Origin of the sequence: Lachnoclostridium sp. An138, from assembly GCF_002160765.1 — a bacterium.
Taxonomy (GTDB): domain Bacteria; phylum Bacillota; class Clostridia; order Lachnospirales; family Lachnospiraceae; genus Laedolimicola; species Laedolimicola faecalis.
This window is the reverse complement of record NZ_NFLF01000002.1, coordinates 185,652-209,160: the sequence shown is the minus strand read 5'-3', so window position 1 is coordinate 209,160 and position 23,509 is coordinate 185,652. Positions and strand designations below refer to the sequence as shown.

The 23,509-nt window shown below is 49.9% G+C and carries 19 protein-coding genes; all 19 read left to right on the top strand.

The genetic code is table 11. The features are described 5' to 3' along the window. Positions 1-2 precede the first annotated feature (2 nt). The 19 genes from B5E82_RS02700 to B5E82_RS02605 all read left to right on the top strand — a co-directional run bounded on the left by B5E82_RS02700 (position 3) and on the right by B5E82_RS02605 (position 23,498). Positions 3-1,919, top strand: a complete 1,917-nt coding sequence (locus B5E82_RS02700) for an ABC transporter ATP-binding protein (RefSeq protein ID WP_242966229.1) — start codon at positions 3-5, stop codon at positions 1,917-1,919. Next, a complete protein-coding gene (locus tag B5E82_RS02695; protein ID WP_330398225.1) occupies positions 1,912-3,666 on the top strand; it encodes an ABC transporter ATP-binding protein in 1,755 nt (584 codons plus the stop codon). The genes B5E82_RS02700 and B5E82_RS02695 overlap by 8 nt, the downstream gene beginning before the upstream one ends. Before the next feature lie 249 nt (positions 3,667-3,915). Next, positions 3,916-4,896 (top strand): helix-turn-helix domain-containing protein, encoded by a 981-nt coding sequence (locus B5E82_RS02690; RefSeq protein ID WP_087305940.1) that lies wholly within the window; start codon positions 3,916-3,918, stop codon positions 4,894-4,896. 138 nt (positions 4,897-5,034) lie between these two features. Further along, positions 5,035-5,637: an MptD family putative ECF transporter S component gene (locus tag B5E82_RS02685; RefSeq protein WP_087305863.1), complete on the top strand. Its 603-nt coding sequence runs from the start codon at positions 5,035-5,037 to the stop codon at positions 5,635-5,637. A 114-nt stretch (positions 5,638-5,751) separates the two neighbouring features. Beyond that, positions 5,752-6,525 carry an energy-coupling factor transporter transmembrane component T family protein gene (locus B5E82_RS02680; protein ID WP_087305862.1) on the top strand — a complete coding sequence of 258 codons (774 nt, stop codon included), beginning with the start codon at positions 5,752-5,754 and terminating at the stop codon, positions 6,523-6,525. A gap of 2 nt (positions 6,526-6,527) precedes the next feature. Next, on the top strand, positions 6,528-7,994 hold the full coding sequence (locus B5E82_RS02675; RefSeq protein WP_330398223.1) for an ABC transporter ATP-binding protein: 1,467 nt from the start codon (positions 6,528-6,530) through the stop codon (positions 7,992-7,994). Between the two features lie 15 nt (positions 7,995-8,009). Further along, positions 8,010-9,794, top strand: coding sequence for an ABC transporter ATP-binding protein (locus B5E82_RS02670; protein WP_087305860.1), 1,785 nt, complete (start codon positions 8,010-8,012; stop codon positions 9,792-9,794). Continuing rightward, the gene (locus B5E82_RS02665; protein WP_087305859.1) at positions 9,795-11,543 is read left to right on the top strand and encodes an ABC transporter ATP-binding protein; all 1,749 of its coding nucleotides are present in this window, start codon (positions 9,795-9,797) and stop codon (positions 11,541-11,543) included. Positions 11,544-11,941: 398 nt separating this feature from the next. Beyond that, positions 11,942-12,550 (top strand): class I SAM-dependent methyltransferase, encoded by a 609-nt coding sequence (locus B5E82_RS02655; protein ID WP_087305857.1) that lies wholly within the window; start codon positions 11,942-11,944, stop codon positions 12,548-12,550. A 64-nt stretch (positions 12,551-12,614) separates the two neighbouring features. Further along, positions 12,615-13,175 (top strand): TetR/AcrR family transcriptional regulator, encoded by a 561-nt coding sequence (locus B5E82_RS02650; protein WP_087305856.1) that lies wholly within the window; start codon positions 12,615-12,617, stop codon positions 13,173-13,175. 119 nt (positions 13,176-13,294) lie between these two features. Further along, positions 13,295-14,647, top strand: coding sequence for an MATE family efflux transporter (locus tag B5E82_RS02645; protein WP_330398222.1), 1,353 nt, complete (start codon positions 13,295-13,297; stop codon positions 14,645-14,647). Positions 14,648-14,780: 133 nt separating this feature from the next. After that, the gene (locus B5E82_RS02640) at positions 14,781-15,398 is read left to right on the top strand and encodes a TetR/AcrR family transcriptional regulator (RefSeq protein WP_087305854.1); all 618 of its coding nucleotides are present in this window, start codon (positions 14,781-14,783) and stop codon (positions 15,396-15,398) included. Between the two features lie 156 nt (positions 15,399-15,554). Beyond that, positions 15,555-17,309 (top strand): ABC transporter ATP-binding protein, encoded by a 1,755-nt coding sequence (locus tag B5E82_RS02635; protein ID WP_087305853.1) that lies wholly within the window; start codon positions 15,555-15,557, stop codon positions 17,307-17,309. Continuing rightward, a complete protein-coding gene (locus B5E82_RS02630) occupies positions 17,306-19,057 on the top strand; it encodes an ABC transporter ATP-binding protein (protein ID WP_087305852.1) in 1,752 nt (583 codons plus the stop codon). Before B5E82_RS02635 ends, B5E82_RS02630 begins: the two co-directional genes overlap by 4 nt. Further along, positions 19,054-19,719, top strand: a complete 666-nt coding sequence (locus B5E82_RS02625) for an L-2-amino-thiazoline-4-carboxylic acid hydrolase (RefSeq protein ID WP_087305851.1) — start codon at positions 19,054-19,056, stop codon at positions 19,717-19,719. The genes B5E82_RS02630 and B5E82_RS02625 overlap by 4 nt, the downstream gene beginning before the upstream one ends. Continuing rightward, the gene (locus tag B5E82_RS02620) at positions 19,709-20,308 is read left to right on the top strand and encodes an MptD family putative ECF transporter S component (protein WP_087305850.1); all 600 of its coding nucleotides are present in this window, start codon (positions 19,709-19,711) and stop codon (positions 20,306-20,308) included. Before B5E82_RS02625 ends, B5E82_RS02620 begins: the two co-directional genes overlap by 11 nt. After that, the gene (locus tag B5E82_RS02615) at positions 20,308-21,003 is read left to right on the top strand and encodes an energy-coupling factor transporter transmembrane component T family protein (RefSeq protein ID WP_087305849.1); all 696 of its coding nucleotides are present in this window, start codon (positions 20,308-20,310) and stop codon (positions 21,001-21,003) included. Before B5E82_RS02620 ends, B5E82_RS02615 begins: the two co-directional genes overlap by 1 nt. A gap of 5 nt (positions 21,004-21,008) precedes the next feature. Next, on the top strand, positions 21,009-22,382 hold the full coding sequence (locus B5E82_RS02610) for an ABC transporter ATP-binding protein (protein ID WP_330398235.1): 1,374 nt from the start codon (positions 21,009-21,011) through the stop codon (positions 22,380-22,382). Positions 22,383-22,649: 267 nt separating this feature from the next. Continuing rightward, the gene (locus B5E82_RS02605) at positions 22,650-23,498 is read left to right on the top strand and encodes a class I SAM-dependent methyltransferase (RefSeq protein ID WP_087305847.1); all 849 of its coding nucleotides are present in this window, start codon (positions 22,650-22,652) and stop codon (positions 23,496-23,498) included. The last annotated feature ends 11 nt before the right edge of the window (positions 23,499-23,509 follow it).

Sequence of the window (23,509 nt, the reverse complement as noted above, 5' to 3'; positions counted from 1 at the left end):
CTATGAAACAGAAAAAAGAAAACAGAGTAGCTTTGCTGCTCCACTGGGCCGGTGAGCAAAAAATCTGGCTGTTCCTGGCGATTTTTCTATCGGCGGTCAGCGGCTTTTGCATTATCGTCCCTTACATTGGGATTTACCGGCTGATGGACGCCACATTCAATCATACCTGCACGCAGGAATTGGTTGTGCAGACTGTGGCGATGATTGCAGTGGCGGTAACCTTGCGGTTTGCCCTGTTTGGCTGTTCCGGCGTAGCAGCCCACAAAGGGGCCTATGGCGCTCTTTTCAAAGTGCGCTGCATGGTGGCAGAACACATGGCCAGAGCGCCTTTGGGGGCCTTGAATGAACGGCGCACCGGGGATATTAAAACGGTTCTGAATGAAGATATTGAAAAGCTGGAGCTATTCCTGGCCCATAACCTTCCGGACCTTGTGTGCTATCTGGTTGGGCCGGTAGTCATCTTTCTTTATCTGATGACCGTCAATATTCCTCTGGCATTGATTTCCCTGGTTCCGCTGATCCTTGCTGTTGTTGTAATGGGGATGATGTTCCGCAATACGGATGACCTGATGGAACGGGCCAATCGCTCCATTACCACACTGAACTCGGTTATGATTGAGTACATCAGCGGCATGAAACTGATTAAAGCCTATAACATGGGGAGCAAATCGTTTCAAAAGTTTTCAGACGCTATCCAGGAAGAAAACGCCATGTGGAATGAAACTTCCCGGCGTATGGGGCCACCTTATGCGGCCTTTGTTGTTATCATCGAATGTGGGATGCTGCTGATGGTTCCAATCGGCGGAATGCTTTTCCTGAAAGGCTCGCTGGCGGCCAGCGCCTTTTTGCTGTTCGTCTATGTAGGTTCCATGTATTTGACGGAAATCCGCCCCCTGCAGGAACTGGGGACTAATTTTGCCAATGTGCTGAACGCTGTTACTAAGACCAAAGAAATCCTGGATATTCCGATTTACGAGGTGAATGGCTCCGAAGGAGGCAGAGAAGACGGCCTGGGCTGTGAGGGTGGAACAGACTTTCCACAAAATCACGATATTGAACTTCGCAATGTCTGGTTTTCCTACAAGGTGAATGGCTCCGAAGGAGGCAGAGAAGGCGGTCTGGACCGTGATGGCAAGACCAATGTACTGCAGGGCGTCAACCTTAAAATTAAAGACGGCGAACGCATGGCCCTTGTGGGACAGTCTGGCGCCGGTAAGAGCACCATAATTGAACTGATCTCCCGGTTCTATGATGTGCAGGAGGGCGAAGTACTGATTGGAGGGAAAAATGTAAAGGAACTCAATTATGATACCATTCTGAAAAATATCGCCATTGTGTTCCAAAAGACCTTCCTGACCCGTGACAGCGTTTTAGAAAATATCCGCATGGGCTCAGGTGCCACTTTGGAAGAAGTGCGGGCCGCCGCAAAAGAGGCGCAGATTGATGACTTCATCATGTCTTTGCCGGATGGATATGACACGAAGGTAGGCAGCTTCGGTTCCCGATTTTCCGGCGGTGAAAAACAGCGGATTGCCATTGCCCGTGCGATTCTGAAGAACGCTCCCATTTTGATCTTAGACGAGGCTACAAGCGCCTCTGATCCGGAAAATCAGATGGAGATTGACAAAGCCATTCAAAATCTCTGCAAGGGAAAGACGGTCATTGTGGTAGCCCATCGTTTGAGCGCATTGAAGATGTGCGAGCGTGTAGCAGTGGTTGAAAATCATACAATCACCTGTGTCGGAACCCATGAGGAAGTCCGAAGGAACAATGCTTACTATCGGAAGGCGTGGGAGGATTACGAAACAGCCCGGAATATAACGTATCACTGTGGCAGCAGTGATACGTTAACGAGCGAAAATCCAGAGGATTTTCGTGAGTCTGCTATTTTGATAAAAGGAGGCGAGCAGCATGAGTGAGCACAAGATGAATGGTTCCGGAGAAGCCAGAGAGGGTGGCCTGGGCCGTGATGTATTGAAAAAGAACCGTAATTTTTATATTGGCGTTGGCGGGACTGTTCTGGAAGGGCTTCTCTCCGGCAGCTTGTTCATGCTTCTTTACTCTGTCATGCAGTTTCTGTGGTCAGGGCAGTTTGACATGAACCGGGCATTGATATTGACTGGTGTAATTGCGGTCGTTTTCCTGCTCCGTATTCTGATTTACAGCTATGGTTATACCAAAGCGCAGATTGGCGGCGCAGAGGTTAGCAAAAACATCAGGCTTTTTATGGGCGACCATTTGAAGCGTATCCCGCTGTCCCGGTTTACCCAGGGACAGACCGGCGATTATATCAATACCATCACAAGCGATGTAAACAACTATGAAAAAATCCTGACCCATAAGATCGGTGATCTGGCAAAAAGTTTTGCGCTTTCGCTCATGCTGATTATTTTTGTGATGACTATTTATGTGCCCGCCGGAATGATCCTGCTGATTGCCGACCTGCTTTTGATCCCCGGACTGTGGCTTTCCTTCCGGCAGGTTGTGAAATATGGTAAAGAAAAGAATGATATTTGTGCGAAGAATGTCAGCAGCATTGTGGAGTATGTGTCTGGTATTCAGACTTTCCGGGCCTATGGCGTATGTGGATTGAAGAATAAAACCGTTATAGGCGCCATGCGGGAGTTTTGCCGGATCAGCTTTGTGTATGAAGCGAAAGTCCTTCCTATCGGCGCTGGATTTGGCATTTTAAGCTGGCTGTCCTGTCCGCTTGTTATCTGGACAGCTTATACGCCCTGGGCTGCCGGAACATTGGATACAGTATCTTATCTTCTGATCTGTATGCTGCCTTTGTTTTGTGCAAAGCTGGCGAACTCTATTTTTGTAGACCTGACAAGTTACAAGAACCTGATGATTTCCAAAAACAAAATTCTGGGTGTGATGAACGAACCAGAGGAAACCGGCAGCATGGAGCCGCTTCAAACGGCCACCCATGAAATCACCTTCGACAGTGTGGACTTCTCGTATGTACCTGGAGAGCCGGTGCTGAAACACGTCACCTTTACGGTGCCAGACCAGAAGCTCACTGCCATCGTTGGGGACTCTGGTTCCGGCAAATCCACCATTCTGAACCTGATTGCAAAATACTACGAGGCGGATGGAGGAACCATTTCAATCGGCGGCAAGCCTATTAACCATGTGGCCGCAGAGCGTGTACTGGAACAAATTTCTATGGTAGACCAGGATGTATTTCTCTTTGACGATACCATCCGGGACAATATCCGGCACGCCCGCCCCAATGCCTCAGACGAGGAAATCGAGGCCGCCTGCCGGGAGGCGAATTGTGACGGCTTCATCCGCAAGATGGAAAAGGGATACGATACACCGACCGGTGAGAACGGAAACCTTCTCTCTGGCGGTGAGCGTCAGCGGATTTCAATCGCTCGCGCCATCCTGAAAAACAGCCCGATCCTGCTTTTGGATGAAGCGACAGCGTCCCTTGACATCGAGAACGAGCTGGCAGTAAAGCAGGCCATCGCTAATCTGCTGAAAGAGAAAAAGACTGTGGTAATGATTGCTCATACCCTTTCCATCGTCAAAAATGCAGATCAAATCCTTGTGGTATCTGACGGAAAGATTGCTGAAGCCGGTACTCACGATGAATTGCTGGCTAAAGGCGGAAAGTATGCGGCTATGTGGAACGCCGAACAAAAAATTTCTGCCTGATTGGAGGTAACAATGAAACTTCATGCGTCCGGGGGGGACTATTTGAGAAATGATAAACATAAATAGAAGATTGATTATAAAATCTTCACGCATTGATAAAGGAGTTGCTCTAAGTAACTTCTTGAGTCTGTTTTGTGTCATGGTTAGTGAAGCAGTCGCATAGAGAATTTCTTTCCCTTGACTATGTGGGCATTTCTGGTATATCATTGAATTAGTTGTAACTAATCGTTTTAGAGGATGAAAACAATGATGACACATGGAAGCCACTATCTTGGTAAATTATATAATGATCTCATAACAAATTCTCCCCAGACAATCTCGATGGATATTCCATCTGACATAGGGAGAGGAAGAATTGCTCAAACCAAGATCAAACATGGAGTTATTCTTTCGGACTGGCAAATGTGCTATCAGGCAGATATGAATGTGCAAGGCCCTGTCAGTAAGGAGTATATGCAAATCATTTTTTGCCTGAATGATGGGATTTCCTGGGGGATCATGAATGAGCAGCGCTCTGTTACTATCCAAAAGAATGAGTCTTGCATTTATGCAGGACACGGTGGAACCGAATATATTTGTTACAAAAAAGACAGCGACTTTTCATTCAAAAGCATTAAAATCCCCATTTCCTATTTCTCTCACCTTCTCGCAGATTACTTTGACGGGCAAGAGGCAACTGTTTATGAAAAGAAACTTCTTTATGGGATTTCTAAAGTTCCGGTAACTCCAATCATGGAGCAGATTTTAGCAGAGACCAGCCGCTTTACGCAATATCGTGGCGGATTGGGTTATTTGTATTTGGATGGTAAATTGCTGGAATTATTGTCTATTTATTTGGGGGAAGTGCTTGAATTAGATATTTTGATGGGCAAAAACATTTCCATGTCTAAGACCGAAAGGACTGCCATTATGGAGGCCAAGCGCATTATAGACAGTCAGCTTGCATTCGCCCCTTCATGCGAAGAACTATCTCGTATGGTACACTTGAGCATGACGAAACTGACACGCGGGTTCTCATCATTTTACGGTATGCCAATCCATCAATATATTATTGAGCAGCGATTAACACAGGCGGCACAGTTGCTTTTGGAAGGAGACTGGAATGTAAGCGAAATTGCCGCGATTGTTGGATATGGAAAGCCCAGCAATTTTGCGGCGGCCTTTAAGAAAAAATATGGGGTAGCGCCAAAGAATTACCGAGGAAGTTACCTTGACAATACAAAAAAATAGGCGTTCAACCGTTTTTGGGTCAAAATGGGTAGGTTTTGGGTTGGATTAGTCTGCGATAACTGATATTCTATGTGATGTGGTTAGATATTGCTAACCACATCACATTTTTATTATCCAACAAAGTGAGGAGGCATGAGCATGAAACAAAAGTTGAATGCGAAAGATTTTATTCTCATCGGCGTTCTGACCGCCCTTATGTGGATCATCTGCATGATTATCAGCACCATTATGAGCGTGGCTGGCCCGGTGACCAATGTGTTTTACCCGTCTGTTGTTGCTATTCCTAACGGTATCGTGATGATGCTTCTGCTGGCCAAGGTGCCAAAGAAGGGTGTATTTACCATCTGCGCCGCCATTCAAGCTATTCTGTTCTTGCTGGTGGGCGCTTTCTGGTTCATTCCCATCGGTCTGGTGATTGGCGGTGTAATCTGCGACTTCCTGGTTATGGGCCGAAAAGAAATCACGATGAAATCCATGATGGTGGCTTATGCGCTATTCAGCGCCATTTTTGCCTTTAGTGCCATCTGCCCTATCAAATTCCTTCAGAGTGCCTTTGTGGGCGCGATGGAGAAAAACAACATCGCGCCGGAGTACATCGAGGGAATGTTGAATATCACTTCTGTTCCTATGCTGGTAGTCATTGTCGCAGCCGGTCTGGTTGGCGGCTTGATTGGCGGCGTCATCGGCCAGAAAGCGTTGAAGAAACACTTTATTAAGGCTGGACTCGTTTCGGTAAAATAACAGGATCAGCCCCCTGAAAGTTCATCAGACAAACGCAGGCAAGCGGGCTGCCTGATTTCAGAGCGCGGGGCTGAAACCAGTCCCGCGCTCTGAATGTTATAGGGAGGCATTGGAATGGAAGAAGTACAAATCAAACAAATAATTGAGCGGCAACCCCTTCATGGGTCTGCGCTTCTGGACCCACGCTGCAAAATACTTCTCCTGGTTTGTATTGGCTTTGTCAGCTATTTTCTGGCCGGAGAAGTTGTCAGCCTTGCACTCATGTTGGTTTACGGGCTATTCATCGCCCTGGGCAATGGTGGAAAATGGGCTGTAAAAATGATAGTGACCTATATCATTGTCGCCTATCTCAACGCTTTGCTCCGCTATGTGCAGGTGCCGGTTTTGAGTGTGATTATGAGCGTATTTGGCGTGACGGTTCTGAAACTGATCCCCATTATGATGATGGGACTTTGGATATTGCGGACCACCTATATGGACGATTTGATGGTGGCTCTCCAGCGGATGCGGCTGCCGCAGGCAGTCACGATCCCCCTTGTGGTCATGTTCCGCTATATCCCTACACTGCGGATTGAATACCGGCAAATCCGAAGTACGATGGATATTCGCGGTATCAGTGATACCCTCTGGAAACGGGTATCCCATCCGTTGGCAACGATAGAGTATATTTTGATACCACTGCTGATGCGGTGCCTGAAGGTTACCGATGAACTGGCGGCATCCGGCACAACACGCGGTCTGGAGTTGGAGTGCAAACGATATGCGCTGCGGACAATCCGTTTTGCATGGCCGGAAATTGTGGTATCTCTGCTTGGTATCCTCTTTTTGGCTGGCCTGCTTCTTATTGACCAGACCAAAATCGGGGAAATCATTTTGTGGAGGGTATGACGATGATCTCATTTCAGAATTTCAGCTTTCGCTATGAAGAAAGCCAGGATTTTACCCTCCGTGGCATTGATATGACCGTACAGACCGGCGAGTTTATCCTATTGACCGGGCGAAGCGGCTGCGGCAAGACAACACTGATCCGTTCGCTCAATGGCCTGATCCCGCACTTTTACCCCGGAGAAATTCAGGGGGACCTTGTGATGGATGGGTACTCACTTCTGGAAATGAAGCCATCACAACTGGCCGGACAGGTAGGAACTGTATTCCAGGACCCGCGCTCTCAGTTTTTTATGACAGACACTACGCGGGAACTGGCCTTTGGATGTGAAAACATGGGGATTTCCCGTGAAGAAACGATTGAGCGGATTACAAAGGCAGCCAAAGATTTGGAACTGGTGGACTATCTGAACAGGAGCATTTTCGCCCTGTCCAGTGGAGAAAAACAGCAGATTGCCATTGGCTCAGTTTACGCTCTCTCACCCAAGGTCTACATTTTCGATGAGCCATCCGCAAATTTGGATTATGCGGCGACTAAACGGTTGGCTGAAATCATGGGAAAATTAAAGCAAGATGGATATACCATCTTTGTGGTGGAACATCGCTTTTATTACCTACGCGATTTGATTGACCGGGTGTTTCTCATTCAGGATGGGAAGATCGAGCGGGAATTTACCAGAGAACAGTTTTGCACGCTGCCTGAGAAAACGCGGATCTCCTACGGCCTGCGGACAGCGTACCCGGAACGGGATGCGGAAAACTATCACGAAAAAGAACGCGTTCCCGATGGAACACACCTGTTGGCCGTACAAAACCTGGCGTTCTCTTATAAGAAAGGCCCTGATGTATTCCAGAATGTCAGTTTTGAAGCCCATTCGGGAGATGTCATTGGTATTCTCGGTCACAATGGCGCGGGTAAGACAACCCTTTTGTCAATTTTGACCGGCCTCTTAAAGCAGCGGCAAGGGGAAATCAGCTTTGACGGGAAGAAACTCACACCCCGTCAGCGGCGCGCTCTGTCTTATCTGGTGATGCAGGATACAGACTATCAGCTCTTTGCAAGCAGCGTGGACGAGGAACTGTCCCTGGGAATACGGGATGATTGTAAAGAAAAAGTAGACACCACATTGGATGCTTTGGAGCTTTCAGAATACCGGGAGCGTCACCCGGCCTCTCTTTCAGGCGGTCAAAAACAACGGGTCACCATCGGCGCAGCAATCGTAAAGGACAGTCCGGTGATTTACTTTGACGAGCCTACCAGTGGTTTGGACTATGACTCGATGGTGCGCGTCAGCAATCTGATTGAACAGCTTTCAAATTCCGGAGTCATTGTTTTTGTGGTATCCCACGATTTTGAGTTCATTGTCCGTACCTGTACGGAAGTAGTCCAGTTGGATGACCACGGAGCCATTCAAAATCACAGGCTTTCGCCAGGGATTTTGAAAACTCTTTCTGAGAAGTATTTTAACTGATGGGAGGTTAGACTTATGTTCCAAAAAGTATTTGAATATTCGGGGCCTCACAAAAAGGGGCTTTATGCGGCCACGGCGGTTGTACTGATCAGCGTTCTAATGGGGGTTCTTCCATTTGTGCTGGCTTACCAGGTAATTGCGCCATTAGTCATGGGGGAGACAATCAACGCTTCATTTATCATTCTGCGGGTTGTGTTAGTGCTGGTATGCCTGGTGCTGCAAGCGATTCTCTATGGCTGGGGGTTGAACATTTCACACAAGGCAGCTTATGATACCCTGCTCCGTCTGCGGACCGCCTTGCAGAAACGATTTGAAAAGCTGCCGCTGGGTGTGATTCAGGATAAAGGCACTGGCACTGTCAAAAAACTGTTTGTGGATGATGTAGATAGTTTGGAGGTCCTGTTGGCTCACTCCATGCCGGAGGGTATCGCAAATCTGATGGTTCCCATTGCAGTCTATGTGGCCATGTTTTTTGTGGACTGGAAACTGGCGCTTTTGTCGCTGGCCTCTATCCCTATCAGCCTGATTGCTATGAAAACCATGTACTCCGTTGGTATGAAGAAAATGGGGCCGTACTATATGGCTGGCCAGAAGATGAACAACACCATTATCGAGTACATCAATGGCATGGAAGTTGTCAAGGTGTTCAATAAGGACGCGGATTCCTATGAGCGATTCCGCAGGGATGTATCTGATTATCGTGACTATACACTGGCCTGGTATAAAGCGGCGTGGCCCTGGATGGCGATTTACAGCAGCTTGTTGCCTTGTACTGTTATTCTGACTCTGCCATTAGGAGCTTGGTTTGTTCTCTCTGGTTGGTCGGCCCTGCCAGATCTGATTTTGGTGCTGTGCCTATCCTTGAGTATCGGTATGCCGTTACTCAAATCGCTGGGATTTCTGCCTACTATGCCCCAGCTTAACTATAAGATTTCTGCACTGGAGCAAGTGCTGGACGCGCCGGAGCTTCAGCAGACTGGCGATGTGTTCCACGGAAAAGACGACACGATTACTTATGACCATGTTTCTTTTGCCTACCAAACCATGCAGCCAGGCCCGGACGGAAAGCCTGCGGTAGTGGAGGATGAAGTTCTCCACGATATTTCCTTTACGGCAAAGGATGGACAAAAAACAGCCCTTGTAGGTGAGTCTGGTTCCGGCAAGAGTACCTTGGCAAAATTGCTGATCCATTATTATGACCCGCAAAAAGGTAGTATTTCCATTGGCGGACAGAAACTTTGCGATATGAGTCTGGAGGCATTGAACAGCCGCATTTCCTATGTAGCCCAGGATCAATACCTGTTTAATACTTCTCTGTTGGAAAACATACGGCTTGGTCGGCTGAACGCAACAGACGAGGAAGTAATGGAGGCAGCGAAGAAAGCTCAGTGCATGGAGTTCCTCGAAAAACTCCCTCAGGGCATTCATTCTATGGCAGGCGATGCCGGGAAAATGCTTTCCGGCGGCCAGCGCCAGCGCATTTCTTTGGCGCGGGCGATCTTAAAAGATGCTCCTATCGTTGTCCTCGATGAAGCGACCGCCTACGCTGATCCAGAGAATGAGGAAAAAATGGAGGCCGCTATTGCAGAATTGGTGAAGGGTAAGACCCTGGTTGTCATCGCTCACAAGCTGCCTGCAATTATGAACGCTGACCAGATTTGCGTTATGGATCATGGTAATCTGGTGGCTGCCGGAAAACATCAAGAACTGATCCAGTCCTGCCCGGAGTATCAAAAACTATGGAAAGCTGCACAGGACAGCGCCGAATGGAAAGTCCATACCGCAAAGGAGGGAAAATAAATGTTTGCACTGTTTTCAAGAATTTTGAAACTGTCCGGTCGCTATAAAGGGCGGATTCAGGGAGCTGTTGTATGCACTTTTCTGGAGTCCATTCTGTCCAAAATGCCGATCTTTCTGGCCTTTGTAGTTTTGAGCGGTTTTGCGGCCGGAACTTTGATCGGGCAGACCTGCCTTTATGTGGGGCTTGGTCTTGGGGCGTCTGTGTTGGTTCAGATGTTGGTACACTATCTCAGCGATAGTTTGCAGAGCGCAGCGGGCTACCTGATGTTTGCTGACAAGCGAATGGAGCTGGGCGGGCACCTTCGGAAACTGCCAATGGGATATTTTACTTCCGGCAATATTGGCAAAATCAGCTCGGTTCTTAGCACCGACATGATGTTTATCGAAGAAGTTGCCATGAGTACCTTGGGGAACATGATGAGCTATCTTCTGTCTGCCCTGGTTCTCCTGGTGTTTATGTTTTATCTGAACTGGCAACTCGGCTTAATCGCCGCCATTGTGACGATTTTAGCATGGCTGGTATCAAAAGGAATGAACAAGGTATCTCTGCGGGAGGCCGTAGGCCGCCAGGAGCAAAGCGAACGACTGACCGCTGCAGTGCTGTCCTTTGTGGAAGGGATCGGTGTTATCAAGAGTTATAACCTGTTGGGGGAAAAGTCTGAGGAACTGACAGAAAATTTCAAGCGGTCCAGAGATACTTCTCTCACTTTTGAGCGGCGCATGACCCCTTGGACAACAGGGCTGAATGTCATTTACGGAATTGGTATTGCCGCTATTTTTGGCCTGGCTATTCTTCTGGAGCAGAGCGGCGCCCTTTCCCTGGCCTATGTGCTTGGTGTTCTGCTGTTCGTATTTGATTTGTTTGGACCGCTGAAAGCACTCTACGGTGAGGCATCCCGATTGACCGTGATGAACGCAGCATTGGAGCGCATTGAAGCGGTATTGGATGAGCCGGAACTTCCCGACACTGGCAAACAACACCTGCCGGCTCAGGCACAGTCCGGTCAGCCGGAAGTGCAGTTTAATGGTGTTGCCTTTGGTTATCAGGACAAAGAAGTGCTGCACCATATCAGCTTTGCTATGAAGAAAAATTCCATGACGGCATTGGTCGGTCCTTCCGGTGGCGGCAAATCCACCATTGCAAATCTGTTGGCCCGGTTGTGGGATGTAAAATCCGGCAGTATTGCAATAAGGGGCGTGGATATTCGGAATGTGCCGCTGGCAGAACTGATGGATCAGATTAGCATGGTATTCCAGCGGGTGTATTTGTTCCAGGATACCATCTACAACAACATCAGTATGGGAAAACCAGATGCCACAGAGGAAGAAGTCTATGAGGCGGCAAAGAAAGCCCGTTGCTATGATTTCGTTATGGCTCTGCCTGACGGGTTCCAGACTGTGGTGGGTGAAGGCGGAGCTACGCTTTCCGGCGGCGAGAAACAGCGGATTTCGATTGCTCGCTGTATCTTGAAGGATGCACCCATCGTTATTTTGGATGAGGCCACTGCAAGTGTAGACACCGACAATGAAAGCTATATTCAGGAGGCCATCTCTGAGCTGGTAAAGGGTAAGACCCTGCTGGTGATTGCCCATCGCTTGAATACCATACAGAACGCCGATCAAATCCTGGTAATTAACAACGGCCAAATCGCACAGCATGGCACCCATGAGGAACTTCTGGAGCAGCCCGGTATTTATCAGGACTTTGTCAACATCCGAAAAAACGCTGCCGGTTGGAGCTTGGCCTAATAGCGAAGGGAGATCCCAATGAAACTTCATGTGTCCGGGGAGGACTATCTCGCGGAAAAAATGCCTGCCGTATTGAACATGTGGTCAGCGGTGAAACTTTTTCCCGTCTGAAGGAAAAGTATAAGGAAGAAAGTACTAATAGTGAAAGTTCTGACTTTTAAAACATGTTTATGAAGAATTAGAAATTGGGACAGCAAGGCAGCTGCAGGCAGTAACGATTTGTGAGCTGTTGCCTGAAGAATAGATAGGGAGATGAAAACAACGTCTGAAAAGGTAAAATGGTTTATTTTTCCGGACGTTGTCTTCATGAGATGATTATTTCGAAAATGAATGAACATTATTCATTGATATTTCGGAAAAACCTGCTATACTTGTGAAGTGAAAGGAGGTCATGGCTGATGGCTGATATAAAAGAAAGATCGAAATCCACATTCAATCGGCAGGCGGATACTTATGATGAGGATATCCATGGGCAGCATGCCAGAACGCTTTATCCTGTTCTATTGCATAAGTTGGCTCATATTCCGTTTCAGAGAGCCTTAGACTTGGGATGTGGGACAGGAGAGATGATGAAAATGCTGCTGCAGTCCGATGATCAGAGAGAGCTGTATGGCATTGACTTATCGGAAAAAATGCTTTCGGTTGCTGAGAACAAACTGTCGGGAAAGGTTCAGCTAGTCCTTGGAGACAGTGAGCATCTTCCGTTTGCGGACAATTTCTTTGATGTTGTGTACTGCAACGATTCCTTCCATCATTATCCTGCTCCGGAGAATGTCATTCGAGAAGTCCAAAGAGTTTTAAAACCGGGCGGTACATTTTTGATTGGAGATTGCTGGCAGCCCTTGGTTGGACGCACGATTATGAATTTTTATATGCGTCATAGCAAAGAAGGCGACGTAAAAATTTATTCAAAAGAGGAAATGGTTTCCCTGCTGTCCGAATGTTTCCATGATATATCATGGGAGCAGGTAGGTCATACGGCTTGTGTTTCAATGGGAATAAAATGACTGATATTCACTCATTGAATTTATGGAAGCGGTATGGTATCATGGAAGAAAGGAGGAACGAGGCATGCGGATTACGAAAGAGCCGGAAGAGCGCAGACAGGAGATCTTTGATGCTGCCCTTAAACTGTTTGGTGAGAAGGGCTATGAAAAAATCACGATTACGGATATTGCCAAATCCATCGGAGTATCTCAGGGACTTTGCTACCGTTATTTTCCGTCCAAAGAAGTATTGTTTGACAGCGCGATAGAGCAGTATGCGGACATATTGGTATCCCAGTTTGCTGAGATGGCTGAAAACACACATATGCCATTAAAACAGTTTATTGAGGAGATGCCGTTGAATGTAGAAGATCAAAATACAAAATATTACGCCGTCTTTCATGGCCCGCAAAACAAAAAGTTCCATAACCAGCTTTCTCTAAAAACCTGTGAAAAACTTGTACCAGTGATCGAAAAAATGCTGCAGAAAGCCCGGGAAAATGGAGAGCTCCAGCTTGAGGACTTGAAAACAGCGGCAATGTTCTGCATTTATGGGCAGCTTGGTATTTTGTTGGACGATGGTATGGAACAGAAGGAAAAAGCAAACCGGATTCGTAAATTCCTGATTTACGCGCTCCATCTTTAAAAACCCCCTGCTCCCCAGTAGGGGAATTTTAATAGCCTATAAATGAATAATGTTCATTCAATAATAATAATTACATTTTGAACCTGTGAAGTCTGTTAGAGTAGAAAGGAAGAATGATGATGAAGAAAATTGATTTTATCGGCGGCAATACAAGGCATTGTCTGCTGGCAATGGCGCTGCCAATGGTTGCAGCCATGTTTTTGAATATGATGTATAATCTGGTGGACAGCCTTTGGATCGGCAACTTACTGGGAGAAACCGCGTATGCTGCCTTGACAAATTCCACACCGATTATTTTAATTTTGACCTCCGTTGCCATGGGAGCAACAAACGGTGTATCCATTTTGCTTTCCCAGGCCATTGGTTCAAAAAATGAAAAACGAACGGAAAGTTTAATCGCCACTTCTTTTTGTGTGGCTGTCGTCTTTTCTGTTGGAGTGACTGTCATATTGGAGATTCTGCTTCCGACGATCTTAAATGTTTTAAATACTCCGGCGGAAACTTATGATATGGCATACAGCTATTTATCCATTTATGTATTAGGTTATCTGGCAATTTATTTATACTGTTATTTCGCTGCGGTGCTGCGCAGTTTTGGAAACTCTATGTTTCAGGCCATTGCGATGCTGGCGACAACCCTATTAAACGCGATTCTTGACCCTGTTTTCATTCATTTTATCGGATTCAACGGCGCGGCTATAGCCACGGTATTGTCAGAGGGCATCTGCCTTGTATTTATGCTGGTTTACATTAAAAAGAAGAAACTGTTTGCATTTAAACTTTCCAGCTTTGATAAAGCGGATATATGGCTGCTGATTCAGAAAGCCGTTCCTTCTGTGGTCCAGCAAAGCATACCGGCAATCAGCACCACGTTTCTTACGGCCCTTGTCAGTACATACAGCATCACAGCCATTGCGGCTTATGGGGTAACAGGGAAATTGGAGATCATTGTTTTTTATCCGGCCATGGCTCTGAATATGGTCCTGACAACGATTATTGGCCAGTGTATCGGTGGAAACCGGTATGACAGGGCAAGAGATTATCTGAAATGCGGTCTGAAATATGGCTGCGGCCTGCTGGTGATTCTTTCGGTGTTGGTTGTCAGTTTTTCCAGACAGCTTTCCGGACTGTTTGTGAGAAGCGATGAAGTGGCAGAGATTGTAGGCACTTATTTTCTGATTGTCGGCATTGGGTATATTTTGAATACGGTCACAAACTGTTATCTGGGGTCACTTAATGGTTTGGGAAAACCCTCTAAAAGTATGTTTTTGATGATTTTTTACTACATTATCGTAAGGATGCCCCTTGCCTATTTGCTGTCCTATTTGAATTTGGGCCTTAATAGAATCTGGTTCGCTGTTTTAGTCAGTCATGTCGTTGCCAGTATCGCAGCCGCTTTGACAGGAACCGTATATTTGAAAAAGGGATGGAAGGGAACGAAAGAAGGAAATCTGCTCTCTTCGGAAATGTAGTTATGTTTGAGGTTTGCCTGGTATGAAAGTTTTCCGGGCTATTGACAAAGAAGGTCAGATACGTTATTATATCAGTGATATATATCACTGATATAATAACGTGCTGAGACAAGATCGCAAGGCAGGTGAGTACATGGAAGAGTATACAGAAACACAGCGAAAGATACTTGAAATTGGGAAAAGGGAATTTCTCGCCAAAGGATTCAAGGACGCTTCTCTACGGGGCATTGTCAAAGAGGCTGGGTTTACCCAGGGGGCATTTTACGGATATTACCCGGATAAAGCCGCGCTCTTTGACGCATTGGTATCGGAAACGGCGGACGGACTTGTGGAACAGTTCAAGGCGGCTCAGGAGGCCCACTTTGACCTGATTCCGGCAGAACGGATCATCGACAGCAGAAAGCTGTCCACAGAGTATCTGCGGTATTTTCTCGGGTATATATACGATCATTTCGACGCTTTCAAGCTGATCCTTTGTTGTTCTGCCGGAACGAGATATGAAAATTATGTTCACGAACTGGTGGAGCTTGAGGTCAGCCAGACGGAACGCTACTATAATGAGCTGGAGCAGAGAGGCAAGATAGAAGGGCATATCAGCCATGAACTGCATCATCTCATCACCAGCGCCTATTTCACCGCTGTATTTGAGACGGTGGTCCACGACATGACCCGCGAACGGGCTATGAGCTATATTGAAGAATTGGCCACCTTTTTCAACTGTGGCTGGGATGGGCTTTTAAGGCTCAAGTGAGCCTTAACTTTTTGCCAAACGGTTAGCATATGCTAACTTACGATGATGGATCTATTACCTGGTGATTCTCAAATTTATGTCTCAGAAACAATGAAACATCCCCGGTTTTTACTGGATGCCATAAAACACACGAAAAACAAATGAAAGGAGAGGCAAATGAAACAGAAAAAGAACAGCGCATTTCACTGGATCCTGCGCTTTGCCGCTCAATGCAGAGGGAAGATGGTTCTGTCCGTTCTGCTGGCGGTGGCGGGTGCATTTTGTGGTATAGTCCCGTATTTTGCAGTGTCACGGATCGTCATTTTGGTTTGCGGCCGGCAGTATAAGCTGGCTCCCATCGCCCTTTGGGTTCTTATCGCCCTTCTGGGTTATCTGGGGAGTACCTGGTTTGGAACGGCCTCCACCATGCTCAGCCACCGCAGCGCCTTTACCATTCTGAAAAATATCCGAACGGAACTGACGGGAAAACTTGCCCGGGTTCCCATGGGGTATATCCTCGACACGCCATCGGGCAAGTTTAAGACCATGCTGGTGGATACGGTGGAAAAACTGGAACTGCCCCTGGCTCACATGATCCCGGAACTCACCGCAAATATCTTGGTCCCCATTTTTATGCTGGCCTATCTTCTTGTACTGGACTGGCGCATGGCTCTGATCTCCCTGATCACGATTCCCATCGGCCTTGTCTGCTATATGGGAATGATGAAGGATTACGAGATCCGATACAACCGGGTTCTGGACGCCGGCAAGAACATGGACGCCGCCATCGTGGAGTACATCGGCGGCATTGAAGTCATCAAGGCGTTCAATCAGGGAACTGCCTCCTATGCCAAATATACGGACGCCGTAAAGGAGAACCAGGCGGCCAAGGCCACCTGGTTTCGGCAGACCAATGGTTTTTATATTGCCGGCATCGCCATCATGCCTTCCTGCCTGCTGGGGGTTCTGCCTCTGGGGGCATGGCTCTTTCAGCGGGGGAGCATAACCGCCCCTGTCCTGATCACCTGTGTGATTCTGGCCCTGGGTTTGGTGTCACCGCTGATCCAGGCCCTGCGGTATACGGACAGCCTGGCCATGGTGGACTCCACCGTCAGGGAGATCGCCGGGCTTTTGGAGGCGGAAGAACTGCACCGCCCTGCCCAGCCGGTGCGGCTGGATAGCAGTAATATCTCCCTGCGGGATGTCTCCTTTGGCTACGGGGATCAGGAGGTGCTGCACCGTGTGAGCTTCAATGTGGTGCCGGGCGGGATGACCGCCATCGTGGGGCCCTCCGGCTCGGGGAAATCTACAGTTGCCCGGCTCATCGCATCCTTCTGGGAGGCTGACAGCGGGGCGGTGGAGCTGGGCGGCGTGGATGTTCGGAACATCCCCCTCTCCCAGGTCATGGACACGGTGGCTTACGTCTCCCAAGACAATTTCCTGTTTCATCTGACGGTAAAAGAAAACATCCGGCTGGGGAGGCCGGACGCCACAGATGAGGAGGTCTTTGCCGCCGCGAGACTGGCCAGCTGCCACGACTTCATTGCGGCCCTGCCGCAGGGCTATGACACCCTGGTAGGGGACGGCGGCGGCAGTCTCTCCGGGGGCGAGCGGCAGCGCATCGCCATCGCCCGGGCTATTTTGAAGGACAGTCCCGTGGTCGTCCTGGACGAGGCGACGGCCTTCAATGACCCCGAGAACGAGGCGGTAATCCAGGCATCTATCAACCAGCTGATACAGGGTAAAACTCTGATCGTCATTGCCCACCGGCTCTCTACCATTGTCCACGCGGACCGGATCGTGGTGCTGAACTATGGACAGGTGGAGGCTTTAGGGACCCATGAGGAGTTTCTGGAGGACTGCCCGCTATACTGGGAGCTCTGGAACGCGCATATCAGTGCCAAAGATACAGGAGAGGGGGATTTGCAATGATCAAACTGATGAAACGGTTGTTGGATTTTTCCGGCAAAGAGCGCAATTCTCTGCTGCTTTCCTTTGTGTTCACTTTAGTGGACTCTGTATTCCAAATGCTGCCCATTCTGGCTATCCTTACGGTACTCACCGGACTACTGGCCTTCGCCGACGGCGGCGCCATGCCGGCACAGGCGATCTGGATGTCTCTTGCTGTCATGGTAATCGGCATCCTGGGACGTATCGTGTTTAACAATTTGTCCGCCGGCAGGCGCACCCTGGGCAGCTTTTCCATGTGCGCCGAAAAGCGTCTTGAAATCGGAGAGCGCATGAAGCGGGTTCCTATGGGCTATTTCAACGAAAACCGTCTGGGAGACATTACCGCCGCCGTGACCACCACGCTCTCGGATGTGGAGAACAATGCGGTCACAATCCTGGAGCAGGTGGCGGGTGGTTTCATCCATGCCCTGGTCATCGGTGTGTGGCTGCTCTTTTATGAGTGGCGTATCGGAATTGCCATGTTCATAGGACTAATCCTCGCCATGCTGGTCTACGCCGTCATGCAGAAGGCGGCCAAACGCCTTGCACCGAGGCGGCAGGCTGCTCAGGCCAATCTGGTGACGGCGTTCCTGGAGTACATCCAGGGCATGGGTGTAGTAAAAGCCTTTGGTCTGGGGGAACGCTCGGGCAAGGCAGTAAACCAGGCCATTTATGAGAGCGCCGACGCCAACATTGCCCTGGAGAGCACTTTCTCCGCCCTGACCGGGGTCTATCAGACGGTATTCAAGCTGGCGCAGGCCGCCATTCTGGTGATTGCCCCCTATTTGCTGCTGGGTGGCGGGATTACGCCGGTAAAGTGCCTGCTCCTGCTGGTATCCAGCTTTATGATTTACTCTGCCGTGGAAATGGTGGGCAGCATGGCCTCGGTGGCCAGGGGGATCGAGGCGTCTCTGGACCGGCTGGACGCCGTGATGGATACCCCAGTCATGGATGAGCAGGGGACGGATCTGAAGCCGGAGCGTTTTGACATCGAGATCAGTCATGTCTCCTTCGCCTATGGCAAGGAGGATGTTCTGCATGATGTGAGCGTGACCATCCCGGAGAAGACCACCTGCGCCATTGTAGGCTCCTCCGGTTCCGGCAAGACCACTCTGGTGAGCCTCGCAGCCCGATTCTGGGATGTGCGGAAAGGGAGCATCCGCATAGGCGGGCATGATGTGCGGGAGTACACCTGCGACAGCCTGCTGCGCAACTTCTCCATTGTATTCCAGAATGTCTATCTTTTTGAGGACACCATTGAAAACAACATCAAGTTCGGCCGTCCAGACGCTACGCAGGATGAGGTGATAGAAGCGGCAAAGAAAGCCTGCTGCCACGATTTTATTGAGGCTCTGCCGGAGGGGTATCAGACCCGTGTGGGAGAGGGCGGCGCCACCCTTTCCGGCGGGGAGCGCCAGCGGATCTCCATCGCCCGGGCCATCCTGAAAGACGCTCCCATCATCGTCCTGGATGAGGCCACTGCAAGTGTGGATCCGAAGAATGAGCGGGAGCTGTTAAAAGCTGTCAGGGAACTGACCAGGGATAAGACCATTTTGATGATCGCCCACCGGCTCTCCACGGTCCGAGACGCCGACCAGATCATCGTTTTGGACAAAGGCCGTATCGTTCAGCATGGCGCCCACACCGAACTGATCAAACAGGATGGCCTGTACCGCCGCTTTGTGAAAGTGCGGGAACAGGCCCTGGGATGGAGGTTAGAGAAAGCATGAATCTGGAAAAGAAACTTCAAAAGAGCCGTCTGGGAGAAGCCTATGCAGGAATCCATAGCGATGCGGACAGGCAGGCGGTGCTCCGAGTATATGATACCCTTCTCAAAGAAAACGATCTGTCCAATAAGATGCTGGCGCGGCACATGGCCGGCAGCATTCTGCCCTCTGTAGCAATGTACCGGGGGCTGCAGGAACAGGGCTGGAAGCCCGTTGAGGCCAGGCGGCTCATCCGTACCTCCGTCCTGAACGCTTCCAAGCCCATGGCAAAATTCTTTCAGGGTTTGGGGAAATTGCCGTTTTTCTTCCCGCTGTTTCGTGTCATGTGCCCGGCGTCTACGAAAGCGGGGTATGGGCTGGAAGGCTGGCAGTTTGAATGGAAGCGCAACGACGCCCATGCCATCGAGTGGGACTGCCATGCCTGCCTGTACGCCAATGTATTCCGCCGCTACGGGGTACCAGAGCTGACGCCCATCTTCTGCGAGAGCGATGATGTGATGTACGGAGATATTCCCGGCGCCCGCTGGGGCCGGACCAAGACCATCGGAAGGGGCGACGAGCTCTGCAACTTCCGTTTTATCAACACACGAAGCACCCCTCCGGGTGTAACTGAATGCCGTGAGAAGCCGGCAGATCAAGGAAAGGAGAATCAAGATGAAAAATAACAATAAATGGACGGTCAGGGATGTAATTACCACCGTATTGCTTACCGTAGGGCTGATCCTGATCCAGCTGGTGATCAATATGGTGTGCATGGTGAATGATTTTGCCAGCATGGTGCTGTCGGTGGGAATCACGATGCTGCTGTGCGCGCCGGTGTATTTTCTAATGGTAAGCCGAGTGCATAAGCGGTTTGTCTCTCTGATCTACATGACGATTCTGGGACTGGTGTTTCTTATCATGGGCAACTGGTATCTGCTGCCCTATTATATGCTTGTCGGTGTGATCTGCGAGGCCATTCTGTGGAAAAACGGCTGGGAATCCAAAAAGAAGATGACCCTGTCCTGGACGGTGGCCAGCCTGCTCTATAACGGCGTCAATCTGCTGCCTCTCTGGTTTTTCTGGGATACCTATGAGACCTTTGCCCTGCAAAGCGGCATGGAACAGAGCTATATCGACTCCTTCGTGCGGTATTACTCCTCTCCGGGCTGGCTGGCGTTCATCATCCTGTTCACCACCGTATGCGGCTTTGTGGGTAGCTTGATTGGTGGCAGGCTTATTGGCAAGCACTTCAAAAAGGCGGGCGTCCTCTGATGCAGCGGCGGAATCTGGCTGTGCCTGTGAAACTGTGGGCGCTGCTCTGGGCCATCCTGGGGATCTCCCTGACCGGCAATGTGGTGCTGACCTGCGTACTCACAGCGGCGGGATTTCTCTACTTGGCCGTACAGAAAAACTGGCGGCTGCTGGGCGGCTTTGCTCTTTTCTACGGTGTCCTGGCGCTGCTGCTGTATCTGATCCGGTATTATGGCCTGCACATGGTGGTGTTCTCCGAGTTTTATGTGCTGATGTTCTGGAACCTGTCCCCCGTGTTCCTTGTGAGCTGGGATCTCATCACCACGCCGCCTGGGGAGCTGGCCGCTTTTCTTTCCCGTATTCATATGCCTACCGCTGTGATATTGGGGCTGCTGGTGCTGTTCCGTTTCTTTCCCACCATGAAGGCGGAACTGGGGAGCGTGGGACGTTCCATGCGCAACCGGGGACTGACAGCGCCGATGCGGCTGCTCACTCACCCGGCGGCCTCCTGCGAATATGTATTGGTGCCCATGCTGCTGCGGTGTCTGCAGCTTGCCGACCAGCTTTCCGTGTCCGCCGTGGCCCGGGGAGCGGAAACCCCGGGGAAGCGGGGCAGTTATTATGAGAGAAAGATGGATGCTATGGACTGGTGCCAGCTTGCGCTGTGGCCGGTTGTTACGGTACTGTTTCTGTGGATAGGAGGGATGCGGTTGTGATACGGATGGAAAACGTCTCCTTTTGCTATGTGGATTGTGATCAGGGTGTCAAGGATATCAACCTGACCATCCATGACGGGGAATGCGTGGTACTCACCGGTCCGTCAGGGGGAGGAAAAACCACGCTGACGCGGCTCTTAAACGGACTTGCGCCGGCTTATTATCCCGGCAGCATGGAGGGACATATTTTCCTCGACGATACACATCTGGAGATGCTGCCGCAATATGCCGTCGGCCGCCGGGTGGGCAGCGTATTCCAGGACCCGAAAAGCCAGTTCTTTTCTTCAGAGCTGGCCGGCGAGGTGGCCTTTGCCTGTGAAAACTACGGGATGGCCCGGGAGGAGATCCGCAGCCGAACCGATGCTGCCATTCGGACTTTTTTTCTGGAGCATCTGCGGGGCCGCAGTTTGGACGTACTCTCCAGTGGAGAAAAACAGCGGGTGGCGATTGCCTCGGTCTATGCCCTGCGCCCCGGCGTCTATGTCTGCGACGAGCCAACCGCCAACCTGGACGGCGAGGGTGCCGGGCAGCTGGCCGGGGGCCTGAAAAAACTCAAGGATGAAGGCTGTACCCTGGTGATCGCCGAGCATAGGCTGGCATGGCTCTCCGGCATCGCTGACCGTTTCCTGTATCTTGACGGCGGACGTATCCTGTGGGAGAAAAGCCCGGCGGAGATGGCGCGCATGAGCGTCGGAGAACGGGAAAACTGCGGCCTGCGGGAGGTTACGAAGTCTTCTTTTCCAATGTTGCCTTCGCCGGACAGTGGAGCTGCTTTTATCCGGACAGAGAGCCTGTCCTGCAAAAGAAAAAGCAATCTGATTTTTCACTGTCTCTCCCTTTCATTCTGCGCCGGAGAAATTACCGCTGTGACTGGACGTAATGGAGCAGGGAAGACCAGCCTTGCCATGGTGCTGTCCGGCCTGTGGAAAGAGAGCGGCGGCAGCGTGCTAATCGGCGGGGAAAAATTGCGCGCCGCAGAGCGGCGCAGGCGGGTCTGGTACAGCGCCAACGATACCGGCACACAGTTTTTTACCAACAGCGTCACGGAGGAACTGCTGCTGGGCGACCACCGCTCGCAGCCCCGGCTGGAACGGGCCAGGGAGCTTTTGAAGCAGCTGGGGCTGTATGGGTATAAAGATGTCCATCCGGCCACCCTTTCCGGAGGGCAGAAGCAGCGCCTCTCCCTGGCCTGCGGAATCCTGTCTGGGCGTGATGTGCTGATCTTTGATGAACCCACCAGTGGTCTGGACGGGGGAAATATGCGTATCATTGCCGATATGCTGCGGGGCGAGGCGGACAAAGGGAAAACCATCCTGGTGATCACACACGACAGAGAGCTGATCCGCCGTTGCTGCGATTGTATGGTCAAGATAGAATAATCGGCTAAAGCATGGTTCTAACTTACGCCCTATAGGAATGCGGCCGGATATATAAAACCCGACCGCATGATTCACCTCAGTCCGATGCCTGTAAAATGCGTTAGGAGCTGTAAGCTCGTCATATGTATATTGATCAACAAATATTTTAATGCGGTATGGTCAGCGTCTTATAAATCGTAAAAGGGATCTCTTGACAAGTTAGTTATTGCTAACTATAATAAATTTATAGAACCTGTTTATATTATGATATATCCCATGGGAGCAGCAATGAAGAAGTATAAGATAGAGAAAAATACGGTGCAGGAAACACTGGTCATCCCGCTGTATGGACGTTGGTTATGCTCGCAGCGGTATCCCCATTTGTTTCAGGATGAAAATGCGGCCGGGCTGATGGAACGCATAGATTATGATTTTTCAGAATTGGAGAGGCGGTCAGCCGGACTGATGCAGGAGTTTGGCGCAATGGAGACTGCGATGCGGCAGAAGGATATGGTATGGGAGGTAAGGGATTATCTGCTGTCCCATCCAAATGCCGCAGTGGTCAACCTGGGCTGTGGATTGGACTGCACTGGACGGACCTGTGACAATGGAAGCTGTAAAATATATAACATTGATCTGCCGGATGTCATCAAGGTGAGGAATCGGCTGCTTTCGGCGGGAGATCGGGAGAAAAATCTGGCGCTGGATTTGAATGATCCTGCATGGATGGCTGCCATTGACAGTGATCCGGAAGATGGAACGGTGCTGTTTGCAGCAGGGGTGTTTTATTATTTTCAGGCAGAGGCAGTGCGGACGATGGTTGCTTCTATGTCCCGGCGCTTTCCCGGCGGAAGGCTTGTTTTTGATGCCGCCGGCAAAACTGCGGTAAAGCTGATGCTGAAAACATGGGTGAAGCAGGCAGACATTCAGGAGGTGGGAGCCTGTTTTTCAGTGGCACATGCCAAAGAAGAGTTGGACCGCTGGGCAGAGAATTTAAAGGTTTCCAGCCGTGGATATATGCAGGGCTATCAGAAACTGACAGGACCCGGTGTCAAACCTGTCCATCGCCTGCTGGCTAAAATCGCCGATGGCCCGCTGCATTTGCAGATCGTGCGGATAGATTTTGATACAAAGTAAAGCTGGATAAG

Coding starts and splice junctions, on each gene's coding strand:
- B5E82_RS02700 (WP_242966229.1), top strand. CDS start 3: ATGAAACAGAAAAAAGAAAACAGAGTAGCTTTGCTGCTCCACTGGGCC.
- B5E82_RS02695 (WP_330398225.1), top strand. CDS start 1,912: ATGAGTGAGCACAAGATGAATGGTTCCGGAGAAGCCAGAGAGGGTGGC.
- B5E82_RS02690 (WP_087305940.1), top strand. CDS start 3,916: ATGACACATGGAAGCCACTATCTTGGTAAATTATATAATGATCTCATA.
- B5E82_RS02685 (WP_087305863.1), top strand. CDS start 5,035: ATGAAACAAAAGTTGAATGCGAAAGATTTTATTCTCATCGGCGTTCTG.
- B5E82_RS02680 (WP_087305862.1), top strand. CDS start 5,752: ATGGAAGAAGTACAAATCAAACAAATAATTGAGCGGCAACCCCTTCAT.
- B5E82_RS02675 (WP_330398223.1), top strand. CDS start 6,528: ATGATCTCATTTCAGAATTTCAGCTTTCGCTATGAAGAAAGCCAGGAT.
- B5E82_RS02670 (WP_087305860.1), top strand. CDS start 8,010: ATGTTCCAAAAAGTATTTGAATATTCGGGGCCTCACAAAAAGGGGCTT.
- B5E82_RS02665 (WP_087305859.1), top strand. CDS start 9,795: ATGTTTGCACTGTTTTCAAGAATTTTGAAACTGTCCGGTCGCTATAAA.
- B5E82_RS02655 (WP_087305857.1), top strand. CDS start 11,942: ATGGCTGATATAAAAGAAAGATCGAAATCCACATTCAATCGGCAGGCG.
- B5E82_RS02650 (WP_087305856.1), top strand. CDS start 12,615: ATGCGGATTACGAAAGAGCCGGAAGAGCGCAGACAGGAGATCTTTGAT.
- B5E82_RS02645 (WP_330398222.1), top strand. CDS start 13,295: ATGAAGAAAATTGATTTTATCGGCGGCAATACAAGGCATTGTCTGCTG.
- B5E82_RS02640 (WP_087305854.1), top strand. CDS start 14,781: ATGGAAGAGTATACAGAAACACAGCGAAAGATACTTGAAATTGGGAAA.
- B5E82_RS02635 (WP_087305853.1), top strand. CDS start 15,555: ATGAAACAGAAAAAGAACAGCGCATTTCACTGGATCCTGCGCTTTGCC.
- B5E82_RS02630 (WP_087305852.1), top strand. CDS start 17,306: ATGATCAAACTGATGAAACGGTTGTTGGATTTTTCCGGCAAAGAGCGC.
- B5E82_RS02625 (WP_087305851.1), top strand. CDS start 19,054: ATGAATCTGGAAAAGAAACTTCAAAAGAGCCGTCTGGGAGAAGCCTAT.
- B5E82_RS02620 (WP_087305850.1), top strand. CDS start 19,709: ATGAAAAATAACAATAAATGGACGGTCAGGGATGTAATTACCACCGTA.
- B5E82_RS02615 (WP_087305849.1), top strand. CDS start 20,308: ATGCAGCGGCGGAATCTGGCTGTGCCTGTGAAACTGTGGGCGCTGCTC.
- B5E82_RS02610 (WP_330398235.1), top strand. CDS start 21,009: ATGGAAAACGTCTCCTTTTGCTATGTGGATTGTGATCAGGGTGTCAAG.
- B5E82_RS02605 (WP_087305847.1), top strand. CDS start 22,650: ATGAAGAAGTATAAGATAGAGAAAAATACGGTGCAGGAAACACTGGTC.